This is a genomic window from Nonomuraea fuscirosea (assembly GCF_035917475.1).
Taxonomy (GTDB): Bacteria; Actinomycetota; Actinomycetes; order Streptosporangiales; family Streptosporangiaceae; genus Nonomuraea; species Nonomuraea fuscirosea.
The window spans coordinates 6,485,740-6,511,171 of sequence record NZ_CP109074.1 but is presented as its reverse complement, the minus strand read 5'-3'; the positions used below and the strand labels follow the sequence as shown (position 1 = coordinate 6,511,171).

Sequence of the window (25,432 nt, the reverse complement as noted above, 5' to 3'; positions counted from 1 at the left end):
CTGTGGCGTTTGACGCGTTGCTACTCAGCTGCAAGTGGTCACGAAGCCGGAGCCGTATCCTGGGGAGCACACCAAGTGCCGGGGGGAACCGTGCCGTTTCAGAACTCAGAAACCGGCGGCGCCGACGTGATCAAGGACGAGGCCGCCGATCGTTCCAGCATGCCCGAGCGCCGCACCGGCCTTTCGGGATGGCTGGACGGCATCCGCTCCACCCGCACCGGAGCGCTCACCCTGAAGATCGTGATCGGCCTGATCGGGACCGTCATGGTGGCGGGCGGGCTGATCATGGTGCCGTTCCCCGGGCCCGGCTGGCTGGTCGTGTTCGCCGGGCTGGCGGTGCTGGCCACGGAGTTCCAGTGGGCGCACAAGCTGCTGGAGTTCGGCAAGCGGACCCTGCGCGCCTGGACCGAGTGGTACAAGCGGCAGGGCTGGACCGTCCGCATCCTCGTGCTCATCGTGACGGTCGCCGCCGCGGGCGTGATCGTCTACTTCGGGCTGCGGACGCTCGGTATCGACGTCATCGCCATCGCCGCGCGCTTCATCTAGCCGAAGGACAGGTCAGAGGTAGAGGCCCGTGCCGTGGTCGGTCTCCTGGGTGGCGACGGCGTGCAGGTCGCGTTCGCGCATGACGAGGTAGACCTTCGCGTGCACCTCGACCTCGAACTGCTCCTCCGGGTTGAACAGCACCTTGTCGCCGACCTTGACCGAGCGCACGTTCGTGCCGACGCCGCAGACCTCGCCCCACGCCAGGCGGTTGGCCATCTTGACCGTCGCGGGGATGACGATCCCGGAGCCGCTGCGCCGCTCCTGGGCTTCCTGCTCCAACCTGATCATGACTCGGTCGTGCAGCATCTGAATCTCGAACTTGGGCTCTACCACGGGCACAAGTCTAAGAGCAGGGCAAGCAGGAGAACTCCACGACGACAGGTGGAGGGGCCGCCCGGGAGCCCGAGCCCGGGGCGAAAGCCCACGGAGGCGCCGCGCGGGAGCCTGAGTCCGGGCGACAGCGCACGGAGGGTCAGCGCGGGAGCTGGAGTTCGGCGAAGACGGGACGGTGGTCGGTGTGTTTGAGTGACAGCACCTCGTACGCCCGCACCGCCATCCGCGAGTCCGCCAGCACGTGGTCGATCGTCACCCCGGGCAGGTGCGCCGGCGGGTCGCCCTGCGGCCAGGTGGCCCGCAGCCCGCGTCCCGTCACGTCGGCCGCGTCCCGGTAACCGGCCGCCAGCAGGTCGCGCATCGGCAGGTGGTCGAGCGTGGCGTTGAAGTCTCCCGCCAGCACCCGCAGCTTGCCGTCGCCGCGCGGCAGCGCCTCCAGGCCGGCCTGCCAGCACGGCGTGCTGCGGGTCCGCTTGGGCGCGCACGGGTGCACGGAGACGATCTCCACCCGGGTGCCGCCGGAGTGCTTCAGCCAGGCCCTGGCCTGCCCGAACCCGCCGATCTTGATCATCGGGACGGCGTCGAGCGGGTGCCGGGCGTAGATCGCGGACCCGCCCACCCCGTTCACGGGCCGGGTGACGGCGTGGGGGAGGGCGCGCCGCAGCCCCGCCGCCTCCAGCCGGCGCATCGCGGCCGGGGTGAACTCCTGCAGCGTCAGGACGTCCGGCTTCAGCCTGGTCACCAGGGCCGTCAGCTCGTCCGTGTCCGCGCCGCCCACCAGCAGGTTGGCCGCCAGCACGCGCAGCGCCGGCCCTTTCGCCCCCGGATTGCCGTCGGCGAGCGCGCGGGGCAGCACGACGGGCGTCATGGCCAGCACCGACACGAGCGCGACCGTGCCCGCCGCCCACCGCCGCAGCACGCAGGCCAGCACCAGCCCGAGCAGGGCCGCGCCCAGCGCGTACGGCGTGTACGACACCACCGGCACCCAGGGAAAGTCCGGCTCGAACCCGCTCAATCTGACCACGGCCCAGAGGCCGAAGGGCGCCACCACGATCCAGCTCATCCATGTCCGCACGCCCTGTATCGCCACGAACGCCGATAAAGGTTCATCGAGGTCCCGCGGAAGTGAGAAGGTGTGCCCCATGCACGACGTGGAAGCCCGGGTCCTCAACGCCATAGACGAACCCGAGACCGTGAACCTGCTGGCCGAGACCGTCAGGGTCCCCAGCGTGACCGGCACCGACGCCGAGTCCGATCTGCAGCACCGTCTGGCCCGCCTGCTCACCGAGGCGGGGATGGACGTCGACGTCTGGAAGCTGGATCTGGCCGGCCTGACCGCCCGCCCCGGCTTCCCCGGTACGGAGGCGCCCAGGACCGAGGGGTACGGCGTGGCGGCCGTCACCCCGGGCGGTGAGGGCCCGCCCGCGCTCGCGTTGCAGGGCCACGTGGACGTGGTCCCGACCGGTGACCTGGCCAAGTGGGCGGGCAGCGACCCGTTCGCCGCCCGGATCGAGGGCGGCGCGCTGCACGGCAGGGGCGCCTGCGACATGAAGGCGGGCCTGGTCGCGAACCTGGCCGTGGCCCGGGCCATCGCCAGGTCGGGCGTCCGGCTGGCCAGGCCGCTGGCCGTGCAGTGCGTGATCAGCGAGGAGGACGGCGGGCTCGGCGCGTTCGCCACCCTGGCCAGGGGGCACACGGCCGAGGCCGCGGTGATCAGCGAGCCCACCAGCGGCGCGGTGATCACGGCGAACGCGGGCGCGCTGACGTTCCGGCTGGAGATCGCCGGACGGGCGGCGCACGGCGCCACGAGGCACGAGGGGGTCAACGCCGTCGAGGTGTTCTGGCCGGTGTTCGAGGCGATCAGGCGCCTGGAGGCCGAGCGGAACCGGGACGTGCCCGAGCACTTCGCGGGCACCGCGACGCCGTACCCGATCGAGGTCGGGACCGTGCGGGCGGGCGACTGGGCCAGCACCGTGCCGGACCTGCTGGTGGCCGAGGGCCGGCTCGGGGTGCGGCTGGACGAGGACCCGGCCGCGGCCAGGGCGGCGTTCGAGCGGGCCGTCGCGGAGGTGGCGCACCCCTGGCTGCGGGAGAACCCGCCGGTGGTGACGTGGCCGGGCGGCCAGTTCGCCAGCGGCCGGCTGCCCGCGGGGCACGAGCTGCTCGACCAGGTCAGCAGCGCGGTGGCGGACACGACCGGGGTGCGGCCGGTCGAGTCGGCGGCGCCGTACGGGAGCGATCTGCGCCTGTACGCGGCGGGCGGCATCCCCACCCTGCACTACGGCCCCGGCGACGTGCGGTTCGCGCACGCGCCCAGGGAGCAGGTGCGGCTGAAGGAGCTGCACGAGGTCACGCGGGCACTGGCACTGCTCGCTGTCCGCCGCTGCGCAGCACTCTGAGCAGCGCGGCGGGGCTCATCAGCGCGGGTGGCGGATCGTAGAGGTTCGTCACCCGCAGGAAGCGCCGGGTCAGCTCGGGGTCGTGCGCGGCGGCGGCGTGGAAGCGGTCGAGGTAGGCGTGCACGAGCCGCATCTTCGGCGTCAGGTCGCCCTGGACGCCGGGCAGCCGCAGGTCTCCGCCGACGGTGATCTCCCAGGGCGTGTCCACGATCCCGGCGATCCGCCGGAAGAACGGGCGCGAGCTCAGGTCCGGGTCGAGCAGCGCGCCCGCCTCCATGGCGGCGACCGTCATGCCCTGGCCGTACAGGGGGTTGAAGGCGCAGACGGCGTCGCCGGTGACCAGCAGGCCCTCGGGGAAGCGGGACAGCCGCTCGTAGCGGCGCCTGACGGCGGTCGGCGTACGGTACGCGCGGGGCGGCCCGATCGGCTCGGCCGTCGTGATCAGCTCGTGCATGTCCGGGACGGTCAGGGTGGCGGCGTAGGCGGCGAAGCCGGGCAGGTCGAGCGGCGCGCCCTCCCCGTACCCGACCAGGGTGACGATCCACCGGTCGTCCTCCAGGGCCAGCGCCACACCCGCGCGCGGCGTCTCCGGCGTGGGCCCGATGATCACGACCTGGTCGCCGCCGAGGTGGTCGGGGCGGCGCAGGAACTCCCACGTCGCGTACCGTACGTCGATCTCCACCCGCTCCTCGCGCGGCGGCTCGTAGCCCAGCTCGCCCAGCCAGGACGGCGTGCGCGAGCCCCGGCCGGAGGCGTCCATGACGAGGTCGGCCGGGATCGCCTCCCCGTCGGCCAGCCGCACCCCCGTGACCCGGCCCTGCTCGGTCAGCAGGCCGGTGACGGCCCGCTCGGACAGCACCCGCACCCCCGGCAGCGCGCTCGTCCTGCGGCGGACCTGGCCCTCCAGCAGCGGCCGGCCGACCAGCAGCCCGGCCAGGCCGCAGGTGCCCCTGGCCAGCCGGAACCCGGCGTGCACGTGGCGGGCCCGTTCCTGCATGTCGCCGTGCAGCGCGCCCCGGGCGACGAGCTCGGCGGTGATGCCGGGCAGCAGTTCTTCCATGACCTCCCTGCCCCTGGCGAGCAGGCCGTGCGCGTGGCGGCTCTGCCCGACGCCCTTGCGGTGCGCGTCCGCGTCCGGCAGGGTGTCGCGGTCGAGCACCGTGACCCGGGCGAAGCGCCGGTGCAGTGCCGCCGCGGACAGTAATCCCGACATGCTGGCGCCGATGACGACGGCGTGGTCCATGTGATCCCCTTGGGAGAGTTCTCTGCGTTGTCGCGCAGAGGGTCTCCCGCGGACGGCTCACCGTTCCACGTCTTTTGCCGCGTTCCAGAGGAAACGCTCGGCACAGCGCCGCCGCCCGCGCCGGGGGTGTCAGGCCGGTACGCGGCGGCGGGCCTCGGGGACGATGAGCGGGGTGCCCGACTGCGGGTCCGGGATGATCTCGCAGCGCAGGTCGAACACCTGGCGCACCAGGTCGGGCGTGACGATCTCCGCCGGCTCGCCCTCGGCCACGATGCGCCCGTCGCGCATCACGATCAGGTGTGTGGCGTACCGGCACGCCTGGTTCAGGTCGTGCAGCACCGCCACCATCGTCCGCCCCTCCTCGTGCAGGTCCGCGCAGAGGTCGAGCACCTCGATCTGGTGGGAGATGTCGAGGAACGTGGTCGGCTCGTCCAGGAGCAGGATCGGCGTCTCCTGCGCCAGCGCCATGGCCAGCCACACCCGCTGCCGCTGCCCGCCGGAGAGCTCGTCCACGATCCGGTTCGCAAGGTCGGTCACGTCGGTGGCGCGCATGGCCTGCGCCACCGCCGTCTCGTCGGCCCTGGACCACTGCCGCATCAGCCGCTGGTGCGGGTAACGGCCCCTGGCCACCAGGTCGGCCACCGTGATGCCGTCGGGCACGAGCGAGCTCTGCGGCAGCAGCCCGAGCCGCCGCGCCACCTCCTTCGACGGCAGCGACGTGATCACGCTGCCGTCCAGGTGCACCGCGCCCGTCCTCGGCTTCAGCATCCTGGCCAGCGCCCGCAGCAGCGTGGACTTGCCGCAGGCGTTCGGCCCGATGATCACGGTGAAGGACTCGTCGGGGATCGTCACGTCCAGGCCGGCGGCCACGATCCGCTGGTCGTAGGCGAGGGTGAGCCCGGTGCCGGACAGGCGCGCGGAGGTGGCCATCAGTGGCGGTCCTTTCGCAGGAGCAGGACGAGGTACGTGCCGCCGATCGCGGCGGTCAGCACGCCGACGGGCAGCTGGGTGGGGGCGAGCAGCCGCTGGGCGGCCAGGTCGGCGCCGGTCAGCAGCACGGCGCCCATGAGCGCGGAGGCCCCCATGGTCACCCCCGGCGAGCGGGTGAGCCGCCGGGCGAGCTGCGGCGCGGCCAGGGCGACGAAGACGACGGGCCCGGCGGCGGCCGTGGCCACCCCGGACAGCAGCACGCCGGCCGTCAGCGCCGCCCCACGGACGATCTCGACCCTGATGCCCATGGCCCTGGCCGCGTCGTCGCCCATCTCGATCATGCGCATCGGCCGGGAGACGTACGCGCACACCGGCAGCAGCACCAGCAGCGCCAGCGCGACCGGGAGCGCGTGGTCCCAGCCGCGCCCGCTGAGGCTGCCGGTGAGCCAGGCTCCCGCAGTGGCGGCGTCGTTGATGTTGGCCCTGGTCAGCAGGTACGAGTTGAGCGCCACCAGCAGCGCGTTCGCCCCGATGCCGACCAGGACCAGCCGGTAGCCCTGCACACCGCCCCGGTAGGCCAGCGCGTACACCAGCACCGCCGTGACCACGCAGCCCGTCAGCGCGCCGCCCGCGATCATCGCGGCCGAGCCGCCCGAGACCACGGCGACGATGCCGCCGGTGGAGGCCCCGGCGGTGAAGCCGATGAAGTCGGGGCTGCCCAGCGGGTTCCTGGTCAGGCTCTGGAAGATGGCGCCGCTGATCCCGAACGCGGCCCCGACCAGCAGGCCCGTCACCACGCGCGGGGCGCGCAGCTTGCCGACGATCAGCTCGGCGACCGGGGTGCCCTGGCCGAAGAGCGCGTCGAGGATGTCGGGGACGGGCACGGTGAACTCGCCGGTGGACAGCGCCGCCACGGTGACGCAGAAACCGGCCACGACGAGCAGCGCGGTGACGAACAGGGCGCGGGGCGCCAGCCGTACGGACCAGGGGCCGACGCGGACGTTCACAGCCCCGCCACCCCCCTCGGCCGTACGAGCCGGGAGCCGACACGGTCGTTCACAGCGCCGCCACCCGCTTCCGCCTGGCCAGCATGATGAAGATCGGCGCGCCGATCACCGCCCACACGATCCCCACCTGCACCTCTCCCGGCCGGGCGATGAGCCGCCCTGCCACGTCGGCCCCCAGCAGCAGCACCGGCGCGGCCAGCGCCGAGTACGGCAGCACCCACCGCTGGTCGGGCCCCACCACGGCGCGCACGGCGTGCGGCACGATCAGCCCGACGAACCACAGCGGCCCGGCCGCGGCGGTGGCCGCGCCGCACAGCAGCGTGACGGCCACGCCGGTGAGGATCCTGGTCCGGTTCACCGCCACGCCCAGCGCCTTGCCCGCGTCGTCGCCGAGCGCCAGCAGGTTGAGCGGCCTGGCCAGCAGCAGGCCCAGCACCAGCCCCGCGATCATGAACGGCGCCAGCCGCACCAGCGTGTCCGCCGTCTGCCCGGCCAGCGAGCCGGTCAGCCAGAACCGCATCCGATCGAAGGTCTGCGGATCCATGCGCAGGATGGCCGAGGCGACCGCCGTGCACACCATGCCGAAGGCGACCCCGGCCAGCGCCAGGCGTACCGGACTCGAACCCGAGCGGCCCGAGGAGGCCAGCGCGTACACGGCGGCCGAGGCCAGCGCGGCGCCGCCGAAGGCGAACCACACGTAGACGGCCGGGTCGCTGAGCCCGAACAGGCCGAGCGCCAGCGTGACGCCCAGCGCCGCGCCCTCGTTGATGCCGAGCAGCCCCGGGTCGGCCAGCGGGTTGCGGGTCAGGCTCTGCATGAGCGCCCCGGCCAGGCCCAGCGTGGCGCCCACGCCCAGGCCGAGCAGCGTGCGCGGGACCCGCAGCTCGCGGATGACCGTGTGGTCGCTGGAGCCGTCGGGGGCCACGAAGGCGTCGATGACGGTGCCGAACGACACCGACCGCGCGCCCAGCGCCACACTGGCCAGGGCGACCAGGACGAGCACGGCGAGCGTGACGAGCAGGCCGGCCACCAGCGCAGGAGGCCGGCCCTTCGCCGTTCGCTCACCGCCCGCCCCGGAAGCACTCACGGAAGCGCTCACAGCGGCCGTGTCCTCAGCCGGGCGCACCCGACCCCCTCTCGTCGCAGGTCAAACTTAGGCAAGGCTAATCTAATGGGCGGATGACAAGGCAACCCTAACCAAGGAGATCCACATGTCAGGACCGGTACTGGCTCGCCGGGGCTTCCTGTCGGGCGCGGCAGGCCTCGCGGTGGCCCTGACACTCGCGGCGTGCGGCGACGGCGGCGCCGGGACGGCGGATCCGGCGGGCGGCGCGTCCCCGGCCGCGCGGAGCTGGACCTTCACCGACGACCGCGGCAAGAAGCTGGAGCAGCCCAAGGTCCCCGGCAGGATCGTGGCCCAGGTCGGCTCGGCCGCCGCCCTCTGGGACTTCGGCGTGCGCCCCATCGCCGTCTTCGGCCCGCACAAGCTCAAGGACGGCAGCAAGGACCCGCAGGTCGGCAACGTCGACATCACCAAGGTCACCGGCCTCGGCAACGTCTGGGACGAGTTCAACGTCGAGCAGTACATCGGCCTCCAGCCCGACCTCCTGGTCAGCAGCATGTACGTCAAGGACACCCTCTGGTACGTGCCCGAGAAGTCCAAGGAGACCATCGAGCAGGTCGCCCCCAGCGTCGGAGTCATGCTGACCGGCAAGAGCGCCACCGAGGTGATCGGCACCTACGAGGCGCTGGCCAAGTCCCTCGGCGCGGACATGCGGGGGGTGCCGGAGGCCAAGGCCCGCATGGAGGCGGCCACCAAGGAGCTCGCCGCGTTCGGCAACCTCAAGATCCTCATGGTGTCGGGCGGCGCGGACGCGTTCTGGATCGTCAACCCGCCGGAGTACCCGGACATCGTGCACCTCAAGGACGCCGGCCTGAACGTGGTCACGCCGGCCAAGGTGGACGAGGGCGGCTTCTTCCAGACGCTCAGCTGGGAGAACGCCGACACCTACGAGGCCGACGTGATCCTGTACGACACCCGTACGCAGGCGCTCAAGCCCGAGGAGATGATGAAGAAGCCCACCTTCGCCGAGCTCCCCGCGGTCGAGGCGGGCCAGCTCTACCCGTGGAACGCCGAGGCGCCCTACAGCTACCTGGGCTACGCGGCCTTCCTGGAGGGCCTGGTCGCGAACCTGAAGAAGGCGAAGCCGCTCACGTAACCCCCGGGTCAGTAGGCGCCGCGCACCTCGACGATCTCGGCGAGGGGGAACTCCAGGTAGTCGCCCGCCTCCTCGCACCACGCGTCCAGCGCGGCGCCCTTGAGCTCGCCGTGACTGATCGTGGCGGTCAGCCCGTCGGTGAGCGTGATGCCCGCGCGGACGCCCCGGTCGACCACGAACCCGAGCAGCGACTGCTGCGCCGTCGGCAGCCTGGTCGCCATCCGGCCGATGATGGCCCAGGTGCGCCCGTTCTTGGCCTCCTCGCTCCGGCCGGCGGCGACGAGGCGGCGGGCGTGCTCGTAGGGGTCGGGCGCCGGCTCGGCGAGCATGTACGCGGGCGCCTCCAGCTCGGCCAGGCCGGGGAACTCCGCCAGCTCGGCCACCTGCCCGCCGGGCAGCAGGATGAGCTTGCCGTTGGCCGGCTCCTCCGACCTGACCCGGTGGATGGTGATCTCGCCGGTGTCGGAGACGGGCACGGGGGAGTAGCCGACCTCGCGCAGCGCCGCCAGGGTGCGATCGGCCGGCGCCCCGCTGACCAGCACCGTGGGCGCCAGCAGGCGCAGGCCGAGCCGCCCGAGCCGCCGGTGCGCGGCGATCTCGGCCAGCAACGCCGGGTCGGGGGCCTGCACGACGCAGCCGACCGTGCTGACCGTGACCTCGCCGTGCCTGCGGGCGGTGTCGCGGACCAGGTATTCGAGCGGCTGCGGGATGGTGCCGACCGTGGCCAGCTCGTCGAGCAGGTCGTCGGCCTCGTAACCACGGTCGAGCGCCCGCCGCACGCTCTCGGTGGTGAAGCGCCACACCGAGGCCGCGCCCCTCGACTCGCGCTCGGCGGTCCGGTCGAGCAGCGCCGCCAGCTCCGCCGACGGCGGCCCGGTGACCACCGCGGTCAGGTCGGGCCCGAACAGGGCGCTCCTGCGTACGCTGGCCAGCGCCCGGGTGGCGGCCTCGGCCAGGACCGGATCGTGCTCGACCACGGGGACGGCGTCGTCGTTCTCGTCGCCGGCCTTCGCGCCCAGGCCGGCCAGCGCGCGGCCGAGGTCGGTGAGCGCGTTGTTGGCCAGCAGGCCGAGCAGCCTGGCCTCGTCGAGCACCGCGGGCGCGCACTCGCGCAGCAGCGGCACGTCGATCAGCGGCGCGTGCCAGTGGACGCTGCTCATGAGGCTGTCGCGGTCGGCGAAGGCCGTGCCGGCGGGCAGGTGGGCCAGCACCGACAGCACCGCTCTGCGGATGCGGGCGAGCGCGCCGCCGGCCGGGTCGTCGCCGAGCACGGTGCCGTACTTGCCGTCGATCCTGCGCAGAGAAGATCGTTCCATTCGCCACCAGGCCGCGAGCAGCACCCGCAGCCGGGCCGAGCCCTCGTCGAGCCGCCACCGGTCGAAGCGCTCGGTGGGGATCATGCCGCCGGACGGCTCGTCCCAGGCCAGCAGTCTGGCCACCGTGCACACTTCGAGCAGCAGCCGGGTCTCGTCCTCGTCGCAGCCGGTCTCCTTGGCCACCCTGCGGACCTCGCGCACGCCCACGCCGCCGGTCTTGAGCAGCGGCAGCGGCGTCTTGGAGGTGTTGTCGAGCAGGGCGGCGCACCGCTCGACCACGTGCGGCGCGGCCAGCGTCATCAGGTGGTCGACCTCTTCGGGATCGACCGGGATGGTGGCCACCTCGGGCGCCTCAGGACGGTAGGGCGGGTGGTAGGCGGGGCCGCGCAGGCAGATCGCCACCTCGCGGGGGATCTCCGCGACGTGCCAGCTCGGCCGGAAGAGCAGGCCGTGGTCGGCGCACCACTTCTCGGGCGTGCCGGGCACGACGAACCGGCCGCCGTCGACGTCGAGCGCGGGCCCCTCCCAGGCGAACCGGTCGAGCAGCGCCACGGTGCCCTCGGGCGCGTTGCCCATCAGCGCCTTGATCCGGCCGTGGTCACCGAGCGTGTCGATGACGCGGGCGATCATGCGGCGCTTGTTGCCGTGGGCGGGCAGGCCGAGCGCGCGGGCGAGCGCGTGCAGCGCGTCGTTGCTGATGGACCAGGAGTTGAGGTAGTGATCGAGCGGCTCGCCCAGGCTCAGGGGCGCGGACCAGTAGCGGGTGACGCCCTCGGCGAGGTGGATCACCCCGTCGTCGCCCGGCCAGGCCAGGGCGTGGTCGTAGAGGTGCTCCAGCCAGGGGGCGACGTCCTCGGGGCGCGCGTCGACGAAGCGCGCCAGCGTCTCCAGGGTGGGCCGCGTCATGGCCAGCGCGGCCTCGGCGAGCTGCAGGCAGGGCAGCGGCAGCCCGCGCAGGGTCTCCATCACGGCGAAGCCGTTGCCGAGCCGCTGGGCCAGGGTGTCGAGCCGCCTGGGCCAGGGCGCGGCGATGGCGTCGGGCCTGTTCGCCAGGATGCGGCCAAGCCGGTCTTCGTCTAGTTGTCGCAGCCAGCCGAGCAGGTGATCTTCCATCTGTCAGCACTCTCATGGGGTCGCGCGCCGGACTCACCGTGAGCCATGACCATCCACGGTAATGCAGATCACCCCCGGTCAGGAGAGGACTGCCCAGACGATCTTTCCGTGAGGCGCGAGTGCGGACCAGCCCCAGCGGAGGCTGAGTGATTCGACGATGTGGAGTCCGAGGCCGCCGGTGTCGAGAGGCCCAGGGTAGCGCAGCACCGGCACCGAGGAGCCTGGATCGGTGAAGGCGCAGGTGATGAGCGGCCCGCGGCGGACGAGTGACATGTGGACCGTGCGCTCGCGGCGCGGGTCGTCGAGGCACAGGCCGTGACGCAGCGCGTTGGTGGCGAGCTCGGAGACCACCAGTTCGAGGTTGTCGGCCAGCTCCGCGCCGAGGCCCCAGCCCGTCAGGGCGCCGGCGGTGAAGCTCCGGGCCGCATGGACCGAGGAGGCGGTGGGCGGGAGCACGAACGTGGCGCTCGCGGAGGGTCCGGGCACCAGCAGATCGCCGGCGGCCTCCGGCCACCAGCCGATCGGGGGCCACCAATCGAACGTGGTCCACTGGCCGTGCGCGGAGATTTGATGCACGTAGATCATTCTGCGCCAAACTCTCGTGCAGGTGCAAGAGCGAATGCACGTGCAGACAACTCGTGCACGCGCTACGGTTGCCCTCAAATGGTCAATATGGGGGAAAGGGGATCTTGTCCGCGGCCCATGATCTTTCGGCCGTGAAGTGACAGACTGTGTCGCAAGGAAACGACCAAGGAGCAGCACGTGTCGATTGATCCGCCCGGTTCCGGTTCGACCGTAAGGCGCATCATGCTGGGGGCGAGCCTCAGGCGTCTCCGCGAGGCCAGCGGGCTCGACCGGGCACAGGCCGGATTCCACATCCGGGCGTCCGAGTCCAAGATCAGCCGGATGGAGCTCGGCCGCGTCGGGTTCAAGACACGTGACGTAGAAGACCTTCTCACCCTGTACGGCGTCGTCGACGATGCCGAACGCCGTGCTCTGCTGGAGATGGTGCGCGAGGCCAACACCCCTGGGTGGTGGCACAAATACTCCGCCGAACTGCCGTCGTGGTTCACCACGTACATCGGCCTGGAGGAGGCCGCGAGCGTGATTCGCACCTACGAGGTGCAGTTCGTGCCCGGCCTGCTGCAGACGGCCTCGTACGCGCGGTCGGTCTTCCAGCTGGGCAATCCCGATGCGAGTCCGGAGAGAATCGAGCGGCGCGTGCACATGCGCATGCAGCGCCAGGAGCGCTTCACCCAGAAGGACGGCCCCCGTCTGTGGGCCGTCATCGACGAGGCGGCGCTCAAGCGGACCATCGGCGGGCGGGAAGTCATGGCCGAGCAGCTCCAGCATCTGCTTGAAGTCGCCGCCCTTCCCAACATCACCCTCCAGGTGATGCCCTTCAGGTTCGGCAAACATGCCGCCGAAGGGGGCGCGTTCAGCATCTTGCGGTTTCCCGAGTCCGACTTGTCGGACGTTGTCTATGTCGAGCAGCTCTGGGGTGCCCTGTACCTGGACAAGCGTGAGGACATCGACCCGTACCTCACGGCCATGGAGCAGCTGTGCGTGGAGAGCACCACGCCAGGGGGCACCGTCGAGCTCATCGGCGGTCTTCTCAGAAAGATGTAGATGAACCAGACCTACAACGGCATGCCCGCGGCGGACCTGACCCAGGTCGCCTGGCGCAAGAGTCGCTACAGCAACTCGCAGGGCAACTGCGTGGAACTCGCGGAGCTGCCCGACGGCGGCATCGCGGTGCGCAACTCGCGCTTCCCCGACGGCCCCGCCCTCATCTATACCCGCGACGAGATCCGGGCCCTGGTGCTCGGGGTGAAGGACGGAGAGTTCGACGGCCTTCTCGTTTAACAGCGTTGTAACCTCCGGCGCGCCCGCTTAACGGCGGCGCGCCGGAGGCGTAACCGCCCGGCCTCCTCCTGCGGTCAGGATCAGGTCATGCTCGACCAGATGACCCTGTATCCGATCGCCGACGACGTGCTGTTCGCGCCGGGCGGCAAGGTCGTGATCCGCACCTACGGCGTGGCGCCGGCCACCGCGGGGGCGACCGTCTCCTACCGGACCTGGGTGACCGGCCTGCGTGACCAGCCCCGCTACTGGCACTGGGGCCACTTCGAGGACGCCGCCTCCGGGCACCGCAGGGTGCTGGAGTGGCTGACCGGCCGGGGACCGCAACCTTCCCAGACGCCCGCCTGATCGCTATCCTCGGGCCAAGCAACCGCTTGGTAGAGGAGGCGTGGTGCGGCGCGCGATCCACCTGATCGAGGAGGTCGACTTCCGGCCGATGAACTCCAGGCGTCCCCTGGAGTACCTCACCTGGCTGACCCGCTACAAGCGGGAGGACGAGACGCGCACCGCGCCGTCGCTCACCTCCGGCATGTCCATCAGGTCCCGCGAGATCGACCTCGTCGGCGCCTTCTACGCGGTCGGCATCACCGGCCATCCGCAGTTCAAGGCCGTCACCCTCTGGGACTGCCACGGCGGCTGGGACGGCGGCTGGCGGCAGATGATGGAGATCTACCAGGGCGTGGACGAGCGCCTGTTCCTGTCCGACATCGACGACCTGCGCTTCTCCGCCTTCTCCCGGCCGCTCGGCGCCGCACCCGGCTGCCCGCCGCTGTCCGCGGCTCCCGCCGCCGAGCTCTACCTCTTCGAGAGCGCCCGGGTACGCCCCGGCGCCGCCCTCGACTACCTGCACGCCGTACGCACCGAGCGCGCGCCCGTCCTCGCCGAGCACGGCCACACCCTCGCCGGCCTGTACGAGGTGCTCTTCTGCGACACCGAGGTGGTCACCCTGTGGGCCGTCTCCCTGGACGACCACCTGGCCACCCAGCGCGCCAGGGACGCCGCGCTCGGCCTCGACGACGAGGTGGCGCCCGATTCCCGGCTGCTGGACTGGGGAAAACGGGCTCGCGACTATCTGGAAGGCCGCTGGCGTGAGACGCTTCTGGCACCCTTCCCCGGTTGCCGCCTGGCTCCGGGAGGACCGCCGGCCTAGCGTCGGCCGCGGAGGTGGTCATGTCAGACTCATACCTCTACAACGGGCAGCGACCGGACGATCACGTCGCCTCGTGCCCCGACTGCGGTGCCGCCGTCGCCCTGCTCGACCAGCCCGGCACGGCCGTCCCGCCGCCGCCCGCGTTGCGCGCGGCCGTGCTGTCCATGGCGCGGCGCCGCCGCAGCCCCGCCGCGGTGGGCGTGGCCGGCGTGGCCACCCCCTACGCCGAGCAGGTCGCCGTCATGGACGAACTGCTCGCGGAGCTGAGCGCGCCGCAGTGGGAGGCCCCGATCGCCCGGCACGGCACCGTCAGGGGGCTGGTCGAGCACCTGACCGCCAACGACGCGACCGTGGCGGCGTTCATGGGCCTGCCGGGCCGCGACGCGGGCGCGCCCCCGCACCGGCGCTGGCGCGAGCAGGCCGGATCCCTGCTGGAACGGGTCTCCGCCAGCAGCGAGGTGCTCATGGGCGTGGAGGTCTCGCTGGCCGGCGCCCGCCCGGCCCGCGCGCCGCTGCGCCAGGCCATGATCCAGCGCACGTTCGAGACCTGGACGCACGCCGACGACATCAGGGCCGCCACCGACCGCTCCCGCGCCGCGCCGCGTCCCGAGCACGTGCACATGATCGCCGAGTTCGGGCTCGCGCTGCTGCCGCGCGCGATGAGGGGCCCGCGCCGTGACGTCTCCGCCACCATCGTGCTCACCGGCCCGGGCGGCGGCACCTGGACGATCCCGCTCTCGCCCGCCTCCGACCACGTCGCCGTGCTCATCTCGGCGGACGCGGTCGGTTTCTGCCGCCTGCTGGCCGACCGGTGGCCGCCGGGCTCGTTCCCGTACGCCGCCGAGGGCGATCCCTCCCTCGCCCGTGACCTGATCCGCGCCGCCGCCACGCTGGGATGCGACCGATGAGCGACATGGACCTGTGCGCACGGCTGACGGCCGGCGACCTCGACGCCCTGGCCGAGGCCTACGACCTGCACGGCTCGTACGTGTTCGGCGTGGCGGCCAAGGTCACCGGCAGCCAGGCGACCGCGGAGGAGATCACCCAGAACGTGTTCGTCGCGCTCTGGGAGAGCCCGCAGACCTACGATCCCGGCCTGGGGTCGCTGCGCGGCTGGCTGGTGAGCCGGGCCCTGCACGAGTCGGCCCTGCGCGCGAAGGTCGGCTGACGCGCCCGCTCGGCCCGCCCGTTCCGGTCGGTCGCGGGCCCGGTCGGCGGCTCAGCCGACCGGGGCGTTCCAGGTGGTGAGGACGGGTTCGGCGTGTTCGAAGCCGAGCCGCGAGTACGTGCCGGTGTCGAGCTTGAGCAGCCTGCCCTCCTCGGGCGCCAGGCCCAGCCAGCGGGCGGCAAGCACGCGCAGGAAGTGGCCGTGCGCCACCACCGCCACCCGGCCGTCGGCCTCCCGCGCCCGCGCGATCACCCGGTCGGCGCGCGCGGCCACCTGCGCGGCGCTCTCGCCCGGATGATCGGCGTCGCCGGGGATCACGCCGTCGCGCCACAGGTACCAGCCGGGCCGGTCCGCGCGGATGTCGGGCGTGGTGATGCCCTCGTAGCCGCCGTAGTCCCACTCCCACAGGTCGGGGTCCACCTCGTAACCGCTCAGGCCGGCCAGCTCCGCCGTGCGCCTGGCCCGCTGGGCGGGGGAGACCAGCACCAGGCCGAACGGCTCCTTCACCAGCGGCGCCAGCGCCCTGGCCTGCTCCTCGCCGTGCTCCGTCAAAGGCAGGTCGGTACGGCCCGTGTGCCTGCCCGCCTTGCTCCACTCGGTCTCACCGTGCCGGAGCAGCAGCATCTCGTTCATGGTCCCATCATCGGGCACGGCCGCTCGCGTGGTCGCGTCAGGTGGCCAGCTCCTCGACGACGGGCTCGAACGCGGCCAGGTCGCGCTCATGATGCACCACGAAATACGAAATATCGTGCTCATCCCGCCAGTAGCGGAGTTTGTCGGCTATGTCGTGACGGGTGCCCAGGAGCACCTGGGGCGTCCCGTCCAGGACGGAGCTGTCGGCCGCGCTCCACGCCTCCTCCGGCTTCCGCTCGCCCGCCTGCATGACGCTCGTGCCCAGCTCCAGCCGCGCGTACCGGTCGCCCGCCGCCTCCCGTACGGCGGCGAGCTTGGCCAGCAGCGCGGGCCGCCCGCCGTCCGCCGCGTCGGGCCCGCTCCCGTCCGGCAGCACCCGCGTGCCGATGTTCACCACGTCCGCCTCCTCGGCCGCCAGCCGCACCATCCTGGCCCCGCCCGCGCCGATCACCAGCGGCGGGCCCGGCCGCTGCACGGGCTTGGGCCGCTGGTCGAGGCCGGAGATCCGGTAGTGCCGCCCCGCGAAGTCGAACGGGCCCTCGCCCCAGAGTCCTCTGAGCACGGCCAGCGCCTCCCGCAGCCGCTCGATCCTGACGCCCGGCGGGGCCAGCTCCAGCCCGGCCCCGGCGTAGTCGCCCGCCATCCACCCGGTGCCGATGCCGACCTCCAGCCGCCCGCCGGACAGCACGTCGAGCGTGGCCGCCTCCTTGGCCAGCACGGCCGGATGGCGGAAGTCGTTGGCGAACACCAGCGTGCCGACCCGCAGCCGGGTAGTGGCGCAGGCGGCGGCGGTCAGGGCGGCGATGGGGGCGAACCTCGGCCCCATCAGGTGGTCGGGGGCGAGCAGCACGTCGAACCCGGTGTCCTCCAGCCGCCTGGCCTTGTCCGCCCACTCCTTCGCCGACGCCGCGTCCCGTACGACCGCCCCGAACCTGAACCGCCGCATCGGCGCGCCCCTTCGCTGGACCAAATGCTTGCTTGGTATCCTAGTCGCGGGGCCGGGGCGGGGGAACGCCGTTGGAATTCGGGGACCGCCCCGGTGGAGCGCCCATGAAGCCGCCCTCGCTCGACGAGCTCGTCAGGTTCTTCCAGCACCCGGTCTGGTTCGTCGTGCTCGTGCTGCTCGTCCTGCTGTGCCGCAAAGCTCTGGCGCGGTGGTGGGGGCGGCTGTCCGAGCACGTCGGCGACGAGCCGGCCGGACCACAATCATCGCCACGCGTCTTACCAAGCGCTTGCTTTAGGTGCAGACTGGCCCCATGGAGATCCCCGTGCGCCAGGCGAGCGACGACGAGGCGGCGTTCTTCCATGAGCACGGATGGGTCAGGCTCGGCCGGCTGATCGAGCCGGACCTGGCCGCGGAGCTCCGCGAGCGGGCCCTGCGCCAGCTCGATGCCCGGTCCAGGAGCCACGAGACGCTGGTCGACCAGGCGTTCGGGCAGTCCAGGGACATCGCGGCCGGCGACGAGCTGTTCGGCGCGCTGACCCTCAGCCCGGGGATGGGCCGCACCGCCGTCCGGCTGCTGCGCGGCGTGCGCGCCGTCCGCGTCCAGGTGACGAACCTGCTGGTCAAGGAGGCGGGGGAGCACGGCGCGACCGAGTTCCACCAGGACTTCCCCTGGATGCCGATGGACCGCTCGGCCATGCTGACCGTCTGGCTCGCCCTGGCCGACGTGCCGGCCGACATGGGGTCGCTGCGCTTCTACAGCGGCTCCCACCGTCACGGCCTGCTCGGCCGCAGCTTCACCCGGCCCGGCGACGACCAGCTCAGCCAGCACCCCTGGCTCAAGGAGCTGGAGCTGTCGCCGCCGCTCGACCTCAAGGCCGGCGACGCGACCGTGCACCACGCGCTGACCGTGCACGGCGCCCCCGCCAACCGCCGTGACCGCCCGCGCCTGTCGTTCACCGTCACCTACTTCGACGCCGACGCCCTCTACACGGGCCTGCCCTACCGGCAGACCGACGGGCTCGGGCTGCGGGTGAACCAGCCGTTCGAGCACGAGAGGTTCCCGTGCCCGAAACCGTGAGAGGCCCGGTCGCCGGGCTCGGCGCGACGCTCATGCACGAGCACGTCTTCGGGCTGAGCCCCGAGATCCTGTGGAACTGGCCGGACCTCCCCGAGGGCTGGGACCTGGAACGGCGGGCCCGCGAGGCGGCGGGCAAGCTCGACGCGCTCAAGGCCGAGGGCGTGGACACGATCGTGGACCTCACCGTGGTCGGGCTCGGGCGTTACGTCCCCGCGGTCCAGCGCGTGTCCGAGCTGACCGAGGTGAACATCGTGGCCGCCACCGGCCTCTACACCTACGACGCGCTGCCGCCCTACTTCGGCAACCGGGGCCCGGGATCGTTGTTCGGCGGGCCGGATCGGCTGGCCGAGTTCTTCGTCCGCGACCTCACCGAGGGCATCGGGCGCACCGGCGTCAAGGCGGCCATGCTCAAGTGCGCCTCCGACCACCTGGGCATGACCAAGGGCTGCGAACGGGTGTTCAGGGCGGTCGCCGAGGCCCACCTGGAGACCGGCGCGCCGATCACCACCCACTCCCACAGCGCCTCCAAGGGCGGCCTGGAGCAGCAGGACCTGCTGGAGTCGCTGGGCGTGGACCTGACCCGGGTGGTCATCGGGCACGCCGGCGACTCGACCGACATGGCCTACCTGGAGGAGCTGGTCGCGCGCGGCTCGTACCTGGGCATGGACCGGTTCGGCATCGAGACGATCAGCCCGTTCGAGGACCGGGTGGCGATCGTGGCGGAGATGTGCGCGCGCGGTCACGCCGGCCGGATGGTGCTCGGCCACGACTCCTACTGCTTCAACGACCGCTTCGACGCCGACGTGGTCCGGCGCCGGCATCCCCGCTACCACCTGCTGCACGTCTCCCGCGACGTGCTGCCCGAGCTGCGCCGGCGGGGCGTCACGGACGACCAGATCCACCAGATGCTGGTCGGCAACCCGCGGAGGATCTTCGCATGATCGAGGACTTCGACGTCACGTCGGACTGGCACGTCGCCGCCCCCTACGACTTCCTGCGGCGGCTGCGCGCCGGGTCGCCGGTGTTCAAGAGCGAGCACCTCGGCGCGTACGTGCTGACCCGCCACGCCGACGTGCGGGCCGCGTACGGCGATCCGGCGAGCTTCTCCTCCACGGGCTCGCTGACGATCTCGCGCAGCCTGACCCGCGAGACGCGGGAGAAGCTGGGCGAGCACGGCTCGTTCCTGTCCAGCTTCGTGGCCAACGTGGACCCGCCGGACCACACCCGGCTGCGCCGGTCGGTGTCCAGGGCGTTCACGCCGCGCGCGGTCGCCGCCCTGGAGCAGCGCTTCCGCCGGCTCAACGAGGACCTGCTCGACCGGGTGGCGCCGCGCGGGCAGGCGGACTTCGTCACCGAGCTCGGCCACGAGCCGTCGATCAAACTGACCGCCCGCTTCATCGGGGTGCCGGAGGCGGACGAGGCGTTCGTCCAGGCGCACGTCAAGGACTGGTTCCAGCTGTTCCTGTCGCCCCAGCCGCCGGAGCGGCAGCTGGAGCTGGCCGGCAGCTTCCTGGACTACCTCGACTACGTGGACCGGCTGGTCGCCGCCCGCGCCAAGGACCCGCGCGACGACTTCACCTCGCTGATGACCGCGCTCATCGGCGCGGAGCTGACCCACCGCGAGGTGGTGGAGCTGATCTCCACGATCCTGCTCGGCGGCAACGACACCGTCCCGAACCAGCTCGGCAACACCGTGCTGCGGCTGCTGCGGGAGGAGGTCTGGCCGGTGCCGGGCGCGCTGCTCGCGAACGCCTCCGAGGAGTGCATGCGCATCGACGGCGCGTCGCTGGGCTCGTTCCGGTACGCGGCGCGCAAGATCGACCTGCACGGCGTGAGCATCCCGGCCGGCGCCCTGGTGCTGCTGTCCACCGACTCGGCCGGCCACGACGAGAGCGTCTTCCCCGATCCCGACCGGTTCGTGATCGACCGGCCGAACGCGGCCGAGCACCTGGTCTTCGGCTACGGCATCCACTTCTGCGTCGGTGCCGCGCTCGCCCGGCTGCAACTGCGCACCGCGCTGGAGGTGCTCGGCCACCGTCTGCCCCGTCTGCGGCTGGTGCCCGGCCAGGCCGTCGCCTACCGCAGGTCCATCGTCGGCCGCGGCCTGTCGTCGCTGGCGGTGGAGTGGTGAGCGGGCGCTTCGACGGGCGCGTGGCGCTCGTGACCGGCGCCGGGTCCGGCATCGGCGCGGCCTGCGCGGCCCGCCTGGCCGCCGAGGGGGCCTGCGTCGGGGTGCTCGACCTGCGCTCGGCCGCCGCCCGCGCCTGCGCCGCCGGCATCCGCGCCCACGGCGGCACCGCGATGGCGCTGACCTGCGACGTCTCCGACGAGAAGCAGGTGGAGGAGGCCGTCGCGACGCTGGTGGCCTCGTTCGGGCGGCTGGACGTGCTGCACGCCAACGCCGCCGCGCTCGACCCCGACGTGTACGGCCGCGACGGCGCCCTGGAGGACCTCGACACGGCCGTCTGGGACCGCACCATGGAGGTCAACCTGCGCGGGGCCATGCTCATGGTCAAGCACACGGTGCCCGCCATGGGCGAAGGCAGCGCCATCGTGCTGACCTCGTCGGTGTCGGCGCTGGTGGGGGACGTCGCGCACGCCGCGTACGGCGCCTCGAAGGCGGCCCTGATCGGCTTCACCCGCTACGTGGCCACGATGTACGGCTCGCGCGGCATCCGCTGCAACGCGGTGGCCCCGGCCCTGGTCCTCACCGAGGCGGCCCGGCGCGTGATGACGCCCGCCCAGCTCGCCGACAAGGCGGCCGAGCGCCTGCTGCCGTGGGCCTGCACGGTCGAGGACGTGGCCGGCCTGGTGTCCTTCCTGGCCTGCGCGGAGTCCCGCTGCCTCACCGGCCAGACCCTCGTGCTCGACTCGGGCACCCTCGCGCACCGCCCGCAGCACGCCGTCCAGCAGTGGCGGGATCGTCAATGACCCGTCGACGCCGCTGACACCTTCTGCCTGGAACGTCCCCTATGGTGGCTTTGAGCTGATCTAGGAGGACGTATGGAGCCGGTGGCGGTCGGGCTGGTCGGAGCGGGGCCGTGGGCACGGATGGCACACGGGCCGATGCTGGCCAAGGGGCCGCACACGCGGCTGGCCGGGGTGTGGGCCAGGCGCCCCGAGAGCGCCGCCGAGCTCGGCGCGCCCGTGTTCACCAGGATCGAGGAGCTGTTCGAGCACTGCGAGGCCGTGGCCTTCTGCGTCCCGCCCGCCGTCCAGGCCGAGTACGCCGCCCGCGCCGCCCGCGCGGGCAAGGCCCTGCTGCTGGAGAAGCCGCTGGCCGACTCCCTCGGCAACGCCCGCCGCCTGGCCGACGTCATCGCCGAGACGGGCGTGCCCTCCCAGATGGTGCTCACGCTGCGCTACGCCGCCCAGACCCGCGACTTCCTGGCCCGCTGCGCCGAGATCGAGCCGTTCGGCGGCCACGCCGTGAACATCTCCGGCACCCTCCTCGGCGACCACCCCTTCGCCACCCCCTGGCGGCTGGAGCGCGGCGCGCTGCTCGACGTCGGCCCGCACGTGATCGATGTGCTGGACGCCGCGCTCGGCCGTGTCACCGGCGTGCGCGCGCACGGCCGCTCGCTCGGCTGGACCGGCCTGCTGCTCGAACACGAGGGCGGGGCCGTCAGCGAGGTGTCGCTGTGCATGACCACGCCCGGCGAGGCGCCCCCGCAGACCATCGCCGTCTACGGCCGCACCGGCAGCGCCGTCCTGCCGCACTTCGAGGAGGACCCCCTGGAGACGGTCGCCGAGGAGTTCGCCAGGACCGTACGCCAGGGCGGCCACCCCCTCGACGCCGCCCACGGGCTGCGCCTCCAGCGGATCATCGCCGAGGCGGAGGCCCAACTCACCCCTTGACGCGGGCGGCTTCAGGAGGATTGATAGCGTACGTCCGACGCGCAGAGCGCAGCGAAGTCCGGTGCGAGTCCGGCGCTGTCCCGCAACTGTCATAGCCAGGTCGCCTGCCTCCGCGCTGACGTCATCAACCCTCGTGGAAAAGGGTGATCCGTCGCTCATCGCGGGTCTCTCGGTTCCGAACAGTGTGAAAGGACCACTCGTGAGGCCCGTACGCACGGCCTTCGCGGGCGCGCTGCTGGGAACGCTCGTCCTGGCCGGTTGTGGCCAGACCGGCGGCACCACAGCCTCCCCGTCCGCGCCCCCCGCCGCCCCCTCCAGCACCGCCCCCACCTCCGGCGCGGCCGCCGCCGGTTTCCCCGTCACCGTCGAGGCGGCCAACGGCAAGGTCACCATCGCCGAGAAGCCGAAGCGGATCGTCTCGCTGTCGGCCACCCACACCGAGACGCTCTTCGCCATCGGCGCCGGCCCCCAGGTCGTCGCGGTGGACGACCGGTCGAACTACCCGCCCGAGGCGCCCAAGACCGCCCTGTCCGGCTTCAAGCCGAACGTCGAGGCCATCGTCGCCCAGAAGCCCGACCTGGTCGTCGTCTCCGACGACCTCGACAAGGTCGTCGCCGAGCTGGGCAAGCTGAACGTGCCCGTCCTGCACCAGCCGGCCGCGACGAACCTGGACGAGGCGTACGAGGAGATCACCGAGCTCGGCGCCGCCACCGGCAACGAGGCCAAGGCCGGCGAGGTCGTCTCCGGCATGAAGACCGCCCTGGACAAGCTGGCCGCCGAGGCCCCCAAGGACAGCAAGCTCACCTACTACCACGAACTCGACCAGACCCCCTACGCCGTCACGTCCAAGACCTTCATCGGCCAGGTCTACGCCATGTTCGGCCTGACCAACATCGCCGACAAGGCGCCCGACGCGGCCGGCGGCTACCCCAAGCTGTCGGCCGAGTTCGTGGCCCAGGCCGACCCCGACCTGATCTTCCTGGCCGACGTCAAGTGCTGTCAGCAGAGCAAGGAGACGCTGGCCGCCCGGCCGGGCTGGAAGAACCTGTCCGCGATCAAGAACGACCGGGTCGTCCAGCTCGACGACGACCTCGCCTCCCGGTGGGGCCCGCGCGTGGTCGAACTCGCCGAGTCCATCGGCGCGTCCGTGACCGCCGCGGCCAAGGCGGGCGCGAACTGACGTGGTGAGGCAGGCGGGCCCGGCCAGGGCCAGACCCCTGTGGGTGGTGTGCGCCCTGGGCGTGCTGGCCGTCTCCATGATCGCCGGTCTGCTCGACGGGGCGGCCGACATCTCGCCCTGGCAGGTCGTGCTCCAGATGGCGGACTGGCTGCCGTTCGTGCACGTGGACTCGGGGCTGGCGCCCGTCGAGCAGGGGCTGCTGTTCGAGCTGCGCCTGCCCAGGGTGCTGGTCGCCGCCGTGGTCGGCGGGCTGCTGGCCATGGCGGGCGCCGGCTACCAGGGCGTCTTCCGCAACCCGCTGGCCGACCCCTACCTGCTCGGCGCCGCCGCCGGCGCGGGGCTGGCGACGACCGCGGCCATCGTGCTGCTGCCGTCCGTGGCGGGCAGCATCCCCGTGGCCGCCTTCCTCGGGGCCGTGGGGGGCGTGTTCCTGGCGTACACGCTGGGCAGCACCGCCGGGCGGGCCGGCGGCACGGCCACGCTCGTGCTGGCGGGGGTCGCGGTCACGTCCTTCCTGACCGCGATCCAGACGTTCATCCAGCAGTTCAAGGTCGAGGAGCTGCAGCGGGTCTACGCGTGGATCCTCGGCGACGTCGGCGGCGGGTGGGACCAGCTCTGGCTGGTCCTGCCGTACGCCGCCGTCTCCTCCGTGCTGCTCCTGCTGCACGGGCGGATGCTCGACGTGCTGTCCGTCGGCGACGAGGAGGCCGGCAGCCTCGGCGTGCGGGCGGCCCGCGTACGCCTCACCGTGCTGCTGGCCGCCTCCCTGGCCACCGCCGCGGCCGTGGCGGTCAGCGGGCTGATCGGGTTCGTCGGCATCGTCATCCCGCACGTCGTGCGGCGGCTGGCCGGCGGCTCGTACCGGATCGTGCTGCCCCTGTCGATGATCGGCGGGGCGGCGTTCCTGGTGCTGGGCGACCTCGTCGCCCGCACCGTGATCGCGCCGGCCGAGCTGCCGATCGGCGTGGTGACGATGTTCGTCGGCGCGCCGTTCTTCGTCGCCGTCCTGCGCGTGACCAGGCGGGCGGCCACATGATCAGCGCACACGGACTGTCGGTACGGCTCGGGCGGCGCGAGGTGCTGTCGGGCGTGGACCTCGACGTGCGCCGCGGCGAGTGGTGCGCCGTCATCGGGCCCAACGGGGCCGGCAAGTCCACCCTGCTCAAGGCCGTCATGGGGCTGGTCGCGCGGCGGGGCGAGGTCGTGCTCGGCTCGCGGCCGGCCGCCGCGCTCAAGCCGCGCGAACGGGCCAGGCTGGTGGCGTACGCGCCGCAGACGCCCGCCCTGCCGCCCGACATGACGGTCTTCGACTACGCGCTGCTGGGACGCACCCCGTACATCCCCTACCTGGGACGCGAGAGCCGGCACGACCGGTCGGTGACGGAGTCGGTGCTGGCGCGGCTGGACCTGACGGAGCTGGCCATGCGCCGCGCCGGCGAGCTGTCCGGCGGCGAACGGCAGCGCGTGGTGCTCGCCAGGGCGCTCGCCCAGGAGGCCCCCGTGCTGCTGCTCGACGAGCCCACCACCGCGCTCGACCTCGGGCACCAGCAGCAGGCCCTGGAGCTGATCGACCGCCTGCGGCGGGCCGACGGCCTCACCGTCGTCACCACCCTGCACGACCTGACCGTGGCCGGCCTGTACGCCGATCGCCTCCTGCTCCTCGCCGAGGGCCGCGCCGCCGCCGCCGGCGAGCCCGCCCAGGTGCTGACCGAGGACCTCGTGGGCCGGCACTTCGATGCGCGGGTGAAGATCGAGCCGGGGCCCGACGGGCGGCCCGTCGTGCACCTGGTCAGAGGAGGACCGTGAAACTCAGCTACCGGACGGAGGAGGGGGCCCGGCTCGGGTCGCTGCTCTGGGAGTTCGGGCCCGGCTGGCGGATGATCTCCTCGGCGATGCTGGGCGGCGGGATCGGGGCGCGCGAGTGGGTGCTGAACGCGCAGGTGGTGGCCGGCTACGCGCGGATGGACCCGGCCGACCACCTCGCCGCGCTCGGCCCCGCCCGGGGCGCCGGGGTCGGGATGATGACCGCCGCCTCCGTCGACCGGTACGTCCGGGCCGCGGACGGCGGCGCCGAGGCGTACGCCACCGTGGGCCTGCGCGTGCCCACCTGGGCCGCCGCCCCCGAGGGGCACACCGATCCCGAGCTCGCCCCGATCAGGGTGGGCACGATCAACATCGTCGTCGTCCTGCCGGTAGCCATGACGGACGCGGCACTGGTCAACACGGTGATGACCGTCACCGAGGCGAAGTCCCAAGCCATGATCGAAACCGGCTTCCCGGGTACTGGGACGGCGTCCGACGCGGTCTGCGTGGCCGTCCCCGCCACCGGCCCCCAGGAGGTCTTCGGCGGCCCCCGCTCGGAGTGGGGCGCCCGCGTGGCGCGGGCGGTGCACACGGCGGTGCGCCGTGGCGCCGAGGCGTGGCGGCTCGGTCACTCAAAGTGAGTTTTC

28 protein-coding genes are annotated in these 25,432 nt (G+C 72.7%); 18 read left to right on the top strand and 10 right to left on the bottom strand.

Annotated features, from left to right (window positions below):
- Positions 1 to 90 precede the first annotated feature (90 nt).
- Entirely contained in the window at positions 91 to 546 is a 456-nt protein-coding gene (locus OIE67_RS29765; protein ID WP_326626626.1) for a TIGR02611 family protein, read from the top strand.
- Between the two features lie 12 nt (positions 547 to 558).
- Here OIE67_RS29765 and OIE67_RS29760 read toward each other — a convergent pair whose 3' ends face one another.
- Together OIE67_RS29760 and OIE67_RS29755 are read right to left on the bottom strand one after the other, a co-directional pair.
- On the bottom strand, positions 559 to 879 hold the full coding sequence (locus OIE67_RS29760) for a GroES family chaperonin (protein WP_106242790.1): 321 nt from the start codon (positions 877 to 879) through the stop codon (positions 559 to 561).
- A 139-nt stretch (positions 880 to 1,018) separates the two neighbouring features.
- Positions 1,019 to 1,942 (bottom strand): endonuclease/exonuclease/phosphatase family protein, encoded by a 924-nt coding sequence (locus tag OIE67_RS29755; protein WP_326626624.1) that lies wholly within the window; start codon positions 1,940 to 1,942, stop codon positions 1,019 to 1,021.
- Between the two features lie 79 nt (positions 1,943 to 2,021).
- Here OIE67_RS29755 and OIE67_RS29750 point away from each other — a divergent pair, with 79 nt between their 5' ends.
- A complete protein-coding gene (locus tag OIE67_RS29750) occupies positions 2,022 to 3,278 on the top strand; it encodes an ArgE/DapE family deacylase (protein WP_326626622.1) in 1,257 nt (418 codons plus the stop codon).
- Here OIE67_RS29750 and OIE67_RS29745 read toward each other — a convergent pair.
- The 4 genes from OIE67_RS29745 to OIE67_RS29730 form a co-directional block, all read right to left on the bottom strand.
- Positions 3,229 to 4,521, bottom strand: coding sequence for an FAD-dependent oxidoreductase (locus OIE67_RS29745; RefSeq protein ID WP_326626620.1), 1,293 nt, complete (start codon positions 4,519 to 4,521; stop codon positions 3,229 to 3,231). The two genes, OIE67_RS29750 and OIE67_RS29745, sit on opposite strands and share 50 nt — an antisense overlap.
- A gap of 129 nt (positions 4,522 to 4,650) precedes the next feature.
- Complete coding sequence (locus OIE67_RS29740; RefSeq protein ID WP_326626618.1) at positions 4,651 to 5,451, bottom strand: ABC transporter ATP-binding protein; 801 nt, start codon at positions 5,449 to 5,451, stop codon at positions 4,651 to 4,653.
- Positions 5,451 to 6,458 carry a FecCD family ABC transporter permease gene (locus tag OIE67_RS29735; protein ID WP_326626617.1) on the bottom strand — a complete coding sequence of 336 codons (1,008 nt, stop codon included), beginning with the start codon at positions 6,456 to 6,458 and terminating at the stop codon, positions 5,451 to 5,453. Before OIE67_RS29735 ends, OIE67_RS29740 begins: the two co-directional genes overlap by 1 nt.
- Positions 6,459 to 6,507: 49 nt before the next feature.
- Positions 6,508 to 7,545, bottom strand: coding sequence for a FecCD family ABC transporter permease (locus tag OIE67_RS29730; protein ID WP_326626615.1), 1,038 nt, complete (start codon positions 7,543 to 7,545; stop codon positions 6,508 to 6,510).
- A gap of 124 nt (positions 7,546 to 7,669) precedes the next feature.
- On the opposite strand from OIE67_RS29730, the gene OIE67_RS29725 reads away from it, so the two are divergent.
- Positions 7,670 to 8,677, top strand: coding sequence for an ABC transporter substrate-binding protein (locus tag OIE67_RS29725; RefSeq protein ID WP_326626613.1), 1,008 nt, complete (start codon positions 7,670 to 7,672; stop codon positions 8,675 to 8,677).
- An 8-nt stretch (positions 8,678 to 8,685) separates the two neighbouring features.
- Here OIE67_RS29725 and OIE67_RS29720 read toward each other — a convergent pair whose 3' ends face one another.
- Positions 8,686 to 11,106 (bottom strand): helicase-associated domain-containing protein, encoded by a 2,421-nt coding sequence (locus tag OIE67_RS29720; protein WP_326626611.1) that lies wholly within the window; start codon positions 11,104 to 11,106, stop codon positions 8,686 to 8,688.
- A gap of 78 nt (positions 11,107 to 11,184) precedes the next feature.
- A complete protein-coding gene (locus OIE67_RS29715; RefSeq protein ID WP_326626609.1) occupies positions 11,185 to 11,682 on the bottom strand; it encodes an ATP-binding protein in 498 nt (165 codons plus the stop codon).
- Between the two features lie 231 nt (positions 11,683 to 11,913).
- Between OIE67_RS29715 and OIE67_RS29710 the strand changes: the two genes are divergently transcribed.
- The 6 genes from OIE67_RS29710 (at position 11,914) to OIE67_RS29685 (ending at position 15,287) form a co-directional block, all read left to right on the top strand.
- The gene (locus OIE67_RS29710; protein ID WP_219911970.1) at positions 11,914 to 12,735 is read left to right on the top strand and encodes a helix-turn-helix domain-containing protein; all 822 of its coding nucleotides are present in this window, start codon (positions 11,914 to 11,916) and stop codon (positions 12,733 to 12,735) included.
- The gene (locus OIE67_RS29705; protein WP_043632079.1) at positions 12,736 to 12,972 is read left to right on the top strand and encodes a DUF397 domain-containing protein; all 237 of its coding nucleotides are present in this window, start codon (positions 12,736 to 12,738) and stop codon (positions 12,970 to 12,972) included.
- An 87-nt stretch (positions 12,973 to 13,059) separates the two neighbouring features.
- Positions 13,060 to 13,317 (top strand): hypothetical protein, encoded by a 258-nt coding sequence (locus tag OIE67_RS29700; RefSeq protein ID WP_106242400.1) that lies wholly within the window; start codon positions 13,060 to 13,062, stop codon positions 13,315 to 13,317.
- Between the two features lie 43 nt (positions 13,318 to 13,360).
- Positions 13,361 to 14,119, top strand: a complete 759-nt coding sequence (locus tag OIE67_RS29695; RefSeq protein ID WP_326626595.1) for a hypothetical protein — start codon at positions 13,361 to 13,363, stop codon at positions 14,117 to 14,119.
- A gap of 20 nt (positions 14,120 to 14,139) precedes the next feature.
- Positions 14,140 to 15,027, top strand: coding sequence for a maleylpyruvate isomerase mycothiol-dependent enzyme family protein (locus tag OIE67_RS29690; protein WP_326626593.1), 888 nt, complete (start codon positions 14,140 to 14,142; stop codon positions 15,025 to 15,027).
- Positions 15,024 to 15,287, top strand: coding sequence for a sigma factor (locus tag OIE67_RS29685; protein WP_181307656.1), 264 nt, complete (start codon positions 15,024 to 15,026; stop codon positions 15,285 to 15,287). Before OIE67_RS29690 ends, OIE67_RS29685 begins: the two co-directional genes overlap by 4 nt.
- 51 nt (positions 15,288 to 15,338) lie before the next feature.
- Here the strand turns inward: OIE67_RS29685 and OIE67_RS29680 are convergent, their stop codons facing one another.
- Positions 15,339 to 15,920, bottom strand: a complete 582-nt coding sequence (locus OIE67_RS29680; protein ID WP_106242411.1) for a histidine phosphatase family protein — start codon at positions 15,918 to 15,920, stop codon at positions 15,339 to 15,341.
- Between the two features lie 37 nt (positions 15,921 to 15,957).
- Positions 15,958 to 16,866, bottom strand: coding sequence for a TIGR03621 family F420-dependent LLM class oxidoreductase (locus tag OIE67_RS29675; RefSeq protein ID WP_326626589.1), 909 nt, complete (start codon positions 16,864 to 16,866; stop codon positions 15,958 to 15,960).
- A gap of 310 nt (positions 16,867 to 17,176) precedes the next feature.
- Between OIE67_RS29675 and OIE67_RS29670 the strand changes: the two genes are divergently transcribed.
- From OIE67_RS29670 to OIE67_RS29630, 9 genes are all read left to right on the top strand, one after another.
- Positions 17,177 to 17,944 carry a phytanoyl-CoA dioxygenase family protein gene (locus OIE67_RS29670; RefSeq protein WP_326626587.1) on the top strand — a complete coding sequence of 256 codons (768 nt, stop codon included), beginning with the start codon at positions 17,177 to 17,179 and terminating at the stop codon, positions 17,942 to 17,944.
- Entirely contained in the window at positions 17,929 to 18,885 is a 957-nt protein-coding gene (locus OIE67_RS29665) for a phosphotriesterase family protein (protein WP_326626585.1), read from the top strand. Before OIE67_RS29670 ends, OIE67_RS29665 begins: the two co-directional genes overlap by 16 nt.
- Entirely contained in the window at positions 18,882 to 20,075 is a 1,194-nt protein-coding gene (locus OIE67_RS29660) for a cytochrome P450 (RefSeq protein ID WP_326626583.1), read from the top strand. Before OIE67_RS29665 ends, OIE67_RS29660 begins: the two co-directional genes overlap by 4 nt.
- Positions 20,072 to 20,875 carry an SDR family NAD(P)-dependent oxidoreductase gene (locus OIE67_RS29655; protein ID WP_326626581.1) on the top strand — a complete coding sequence of 268 codons (804 nt, stop codon included), beginning with the start codon at positions 20,072 to 20,074 and terminating at the stop codon, positions 20,873 to 20,875. Before OIE67_RS29660 ends, OIE67_RS29655 begins: the two co-directional genes overlap by 4 nt.
- Before the next feature lie 72 nt (positions 20,876 to 20,947).
- Positions 20,948 to 21,802 (top strand): Gfo/Idh/MocA family protein, encoded by an 855-nt coding sequence (locus tag OIE67_RS29650; protein ID WP_326626579.1) that lies wholly within the window; start codon positions 20,948 to 20,950, stop codon positions 21,800 to 21,802.
- 199 nt (positions 21,803 to 22,001) lie between these two features.
- Positions 22,002 to 22,982: an ABC transporter substrate-binding protein gene (locus tag OIE67_RS29645; RefSeq protein ID WP_326626576.1), complete on the top strand. Its 981-nt coding sequence runs from the start codon at positions 22,002 to 22,004 to the stop codon at positions 22,980 to 22,982.
- 1 nt (position 22,983) lies between these two features.
- Entirely contained in the window at positions 22,984 to 24,018 is a 1,035-nt protein-coding gene (locus tag OIE67_RS29640; RefSeq protein WP_407674757.1) for a FecCD family ABC transporter permease, read from the top strand.
- Positions 24,015 to 24,788 carry an ABC transporter ATP-binding protein gene (locus OIE67_RS29635; RefSeq protein WP_106242430.1) on the top strand — a complete coding sequence of 258 codons (774 nt, stop codon included), beginning with the start codon at positions 24,015 to 24,017 and terminating at the stop codon, positions 24,786 to 24,788. Before OIE67_RS29640 ends, OIE67_RS29635 begins: the two co-directional genes overlap by 4 nt.
- Positions 24,785 to 25,426 carry an adenosylcobinamide amidohydrolase gene (locus OIE67_RS29630; RefSeq protein WP_326626571.1) on the top strand — a complete coding sequence of 214 codons (642 nt, stop codon included), beginning with the start codon at positions 24,785 to 24,787 and terminating at the stop codon, positions 25,424 to 25,426. The genes OIE67_RS29635 and OIE67_RS29630 overlap by 4 nt, the downstream gene beginning before the upstream one ends.
- Positions 25,427 to 25,432 lie beyond the last annotated feature (6 nt).

What these genes read in the sequence shown, in the direction of transcription:
- OIE67_RS29690 (WP_326626593.1), top strand. Translation starts at nt 14,140, where the DNA reads ATGTCAGACTCATACCTCTACAACGGGCAGCGACCGGACGATCACGTC.
- OIE67_RS29720 (WP_326626611.1), bottom strand. Translation starts at nt 11,106, where the DNA reads ATGGAAGATCACCTGCTCGGCTGGCTGCGACAACTAGACGAAGACCGG.
- OIE67_RS29710 (WP_219911970.1), top strand. Translation starts at nt 11,914, where the DNA reads ATGCTGGGGGCGAGCCTCAGGCGTCTCCGCGAGGCCAGCGGGCTCGAC.
- OIE67_RS29705 (WP_043632079.1), top strand. Translation starts at nt 12,736, where the DNA reads ATGAACCAGACCTACAACGGCATGCCCGCGGCGGACCTGACCCAGGTC.
- OIE67_RS29680 (WP_106242411.1), bottom strand. Translation starts at nt 15,920, where the DNA reads ATGAACGAGATGCTGCTGCTCCGGCACGGTGAGACCGAGTGGAGCAAG.
- OIE67_RS29675 (WP_326626589.1), bottom strand. Translation starts at nt 16,866, where the DNA reads ATGCGGCGGTTCAGGTTCGGGGCGGTCGTACGGGACGCGGCGTCGGCG.
- OIE67_RS29745 (WP_326626620.1), bottom strand. Translation starts at nt 4,521, where the DNA reads ATGGACCACGCCGTCGTCATCGGCGCCAGCATGTCGGGATTACTGTCC.
- OIE67_RS29685 (WP_181307656.1), top strand. Translation starts at nt 15,024, where the DNA reads ATGAGCGACATGGACCTGTGCGCACGGCTGACGGCCGGCGACCTCGAC.
- OIE67_RS29650 (WP_326626579.1), top strand. Translation starts at nt 20,948, where the DNA reads ATGGAGCCGGTGGCGGTCGGGCTGGTCGGAGCGGGGCCGTGGGCACGG.
- OIE67_RS29740 (WP_326626618.1), bottom strand. Translation starts at nt 5,451, where the DNA reads ATGGCCACCTCCGCGCGCCTGTCCGGCACCGGGCTCACCCTCGCCTAC.
- OIE67_RS29750 (WP_326626622.1), top strand. Translation starts at nt 2,022, where the DNA reads ATGCACGACGTGGAAGCCCGGGTCCTCAACGCCATAGACGAACCCGAG.
- OIE67_RS29700 (WP_106242400.1), top strand. Translation starts at nt 13,060, where the DNA reads ATGCTCGACCAGATGACCCTGTATCCGATCGCCGACGACGTGCTGTTC.
- OIE67_RS29725 (WP_326626613.1), top strand. Translation starts at nt 7,670, where the DNA reads ATGTCAGGACCGGTACTGGCTCGCCGGGGCTTCCTGTCGGGCGCGGCA.
- OIE67_RS29755 (WP_326626624.1), bottom strand. Translation starts at nt 1,942, where the DNA reads ATGAGCTGGATCGTGGTGGCGCCCTTCGGCCTCTGGGCCGTGGTCAGA.
- OIE67_RS29660 (WP_326626583.1), top strand. Translation starts at nt 18,882, where the DNA reads ATGATCGAGGACTTCGACGTCACGTCGGACTGGCACGTCGCCGCCCCC.
- OIE67_RS29670 (WP_326626587.1), top strand. Translation starts at nt 17,177, where the DNA reads ATGGAGATCCCCGTGCGCCAGGCGAGCGACGACGAGGCGGCGTTCTTC.
- OIE67_RS29635 (WP_106242430.1), top strand. Translation starts at nt 24,015, where the DNA reads ATGATCAGCGCACACGGACTGTCGGTACGGCTCGGGCGGCGCGAGGTG.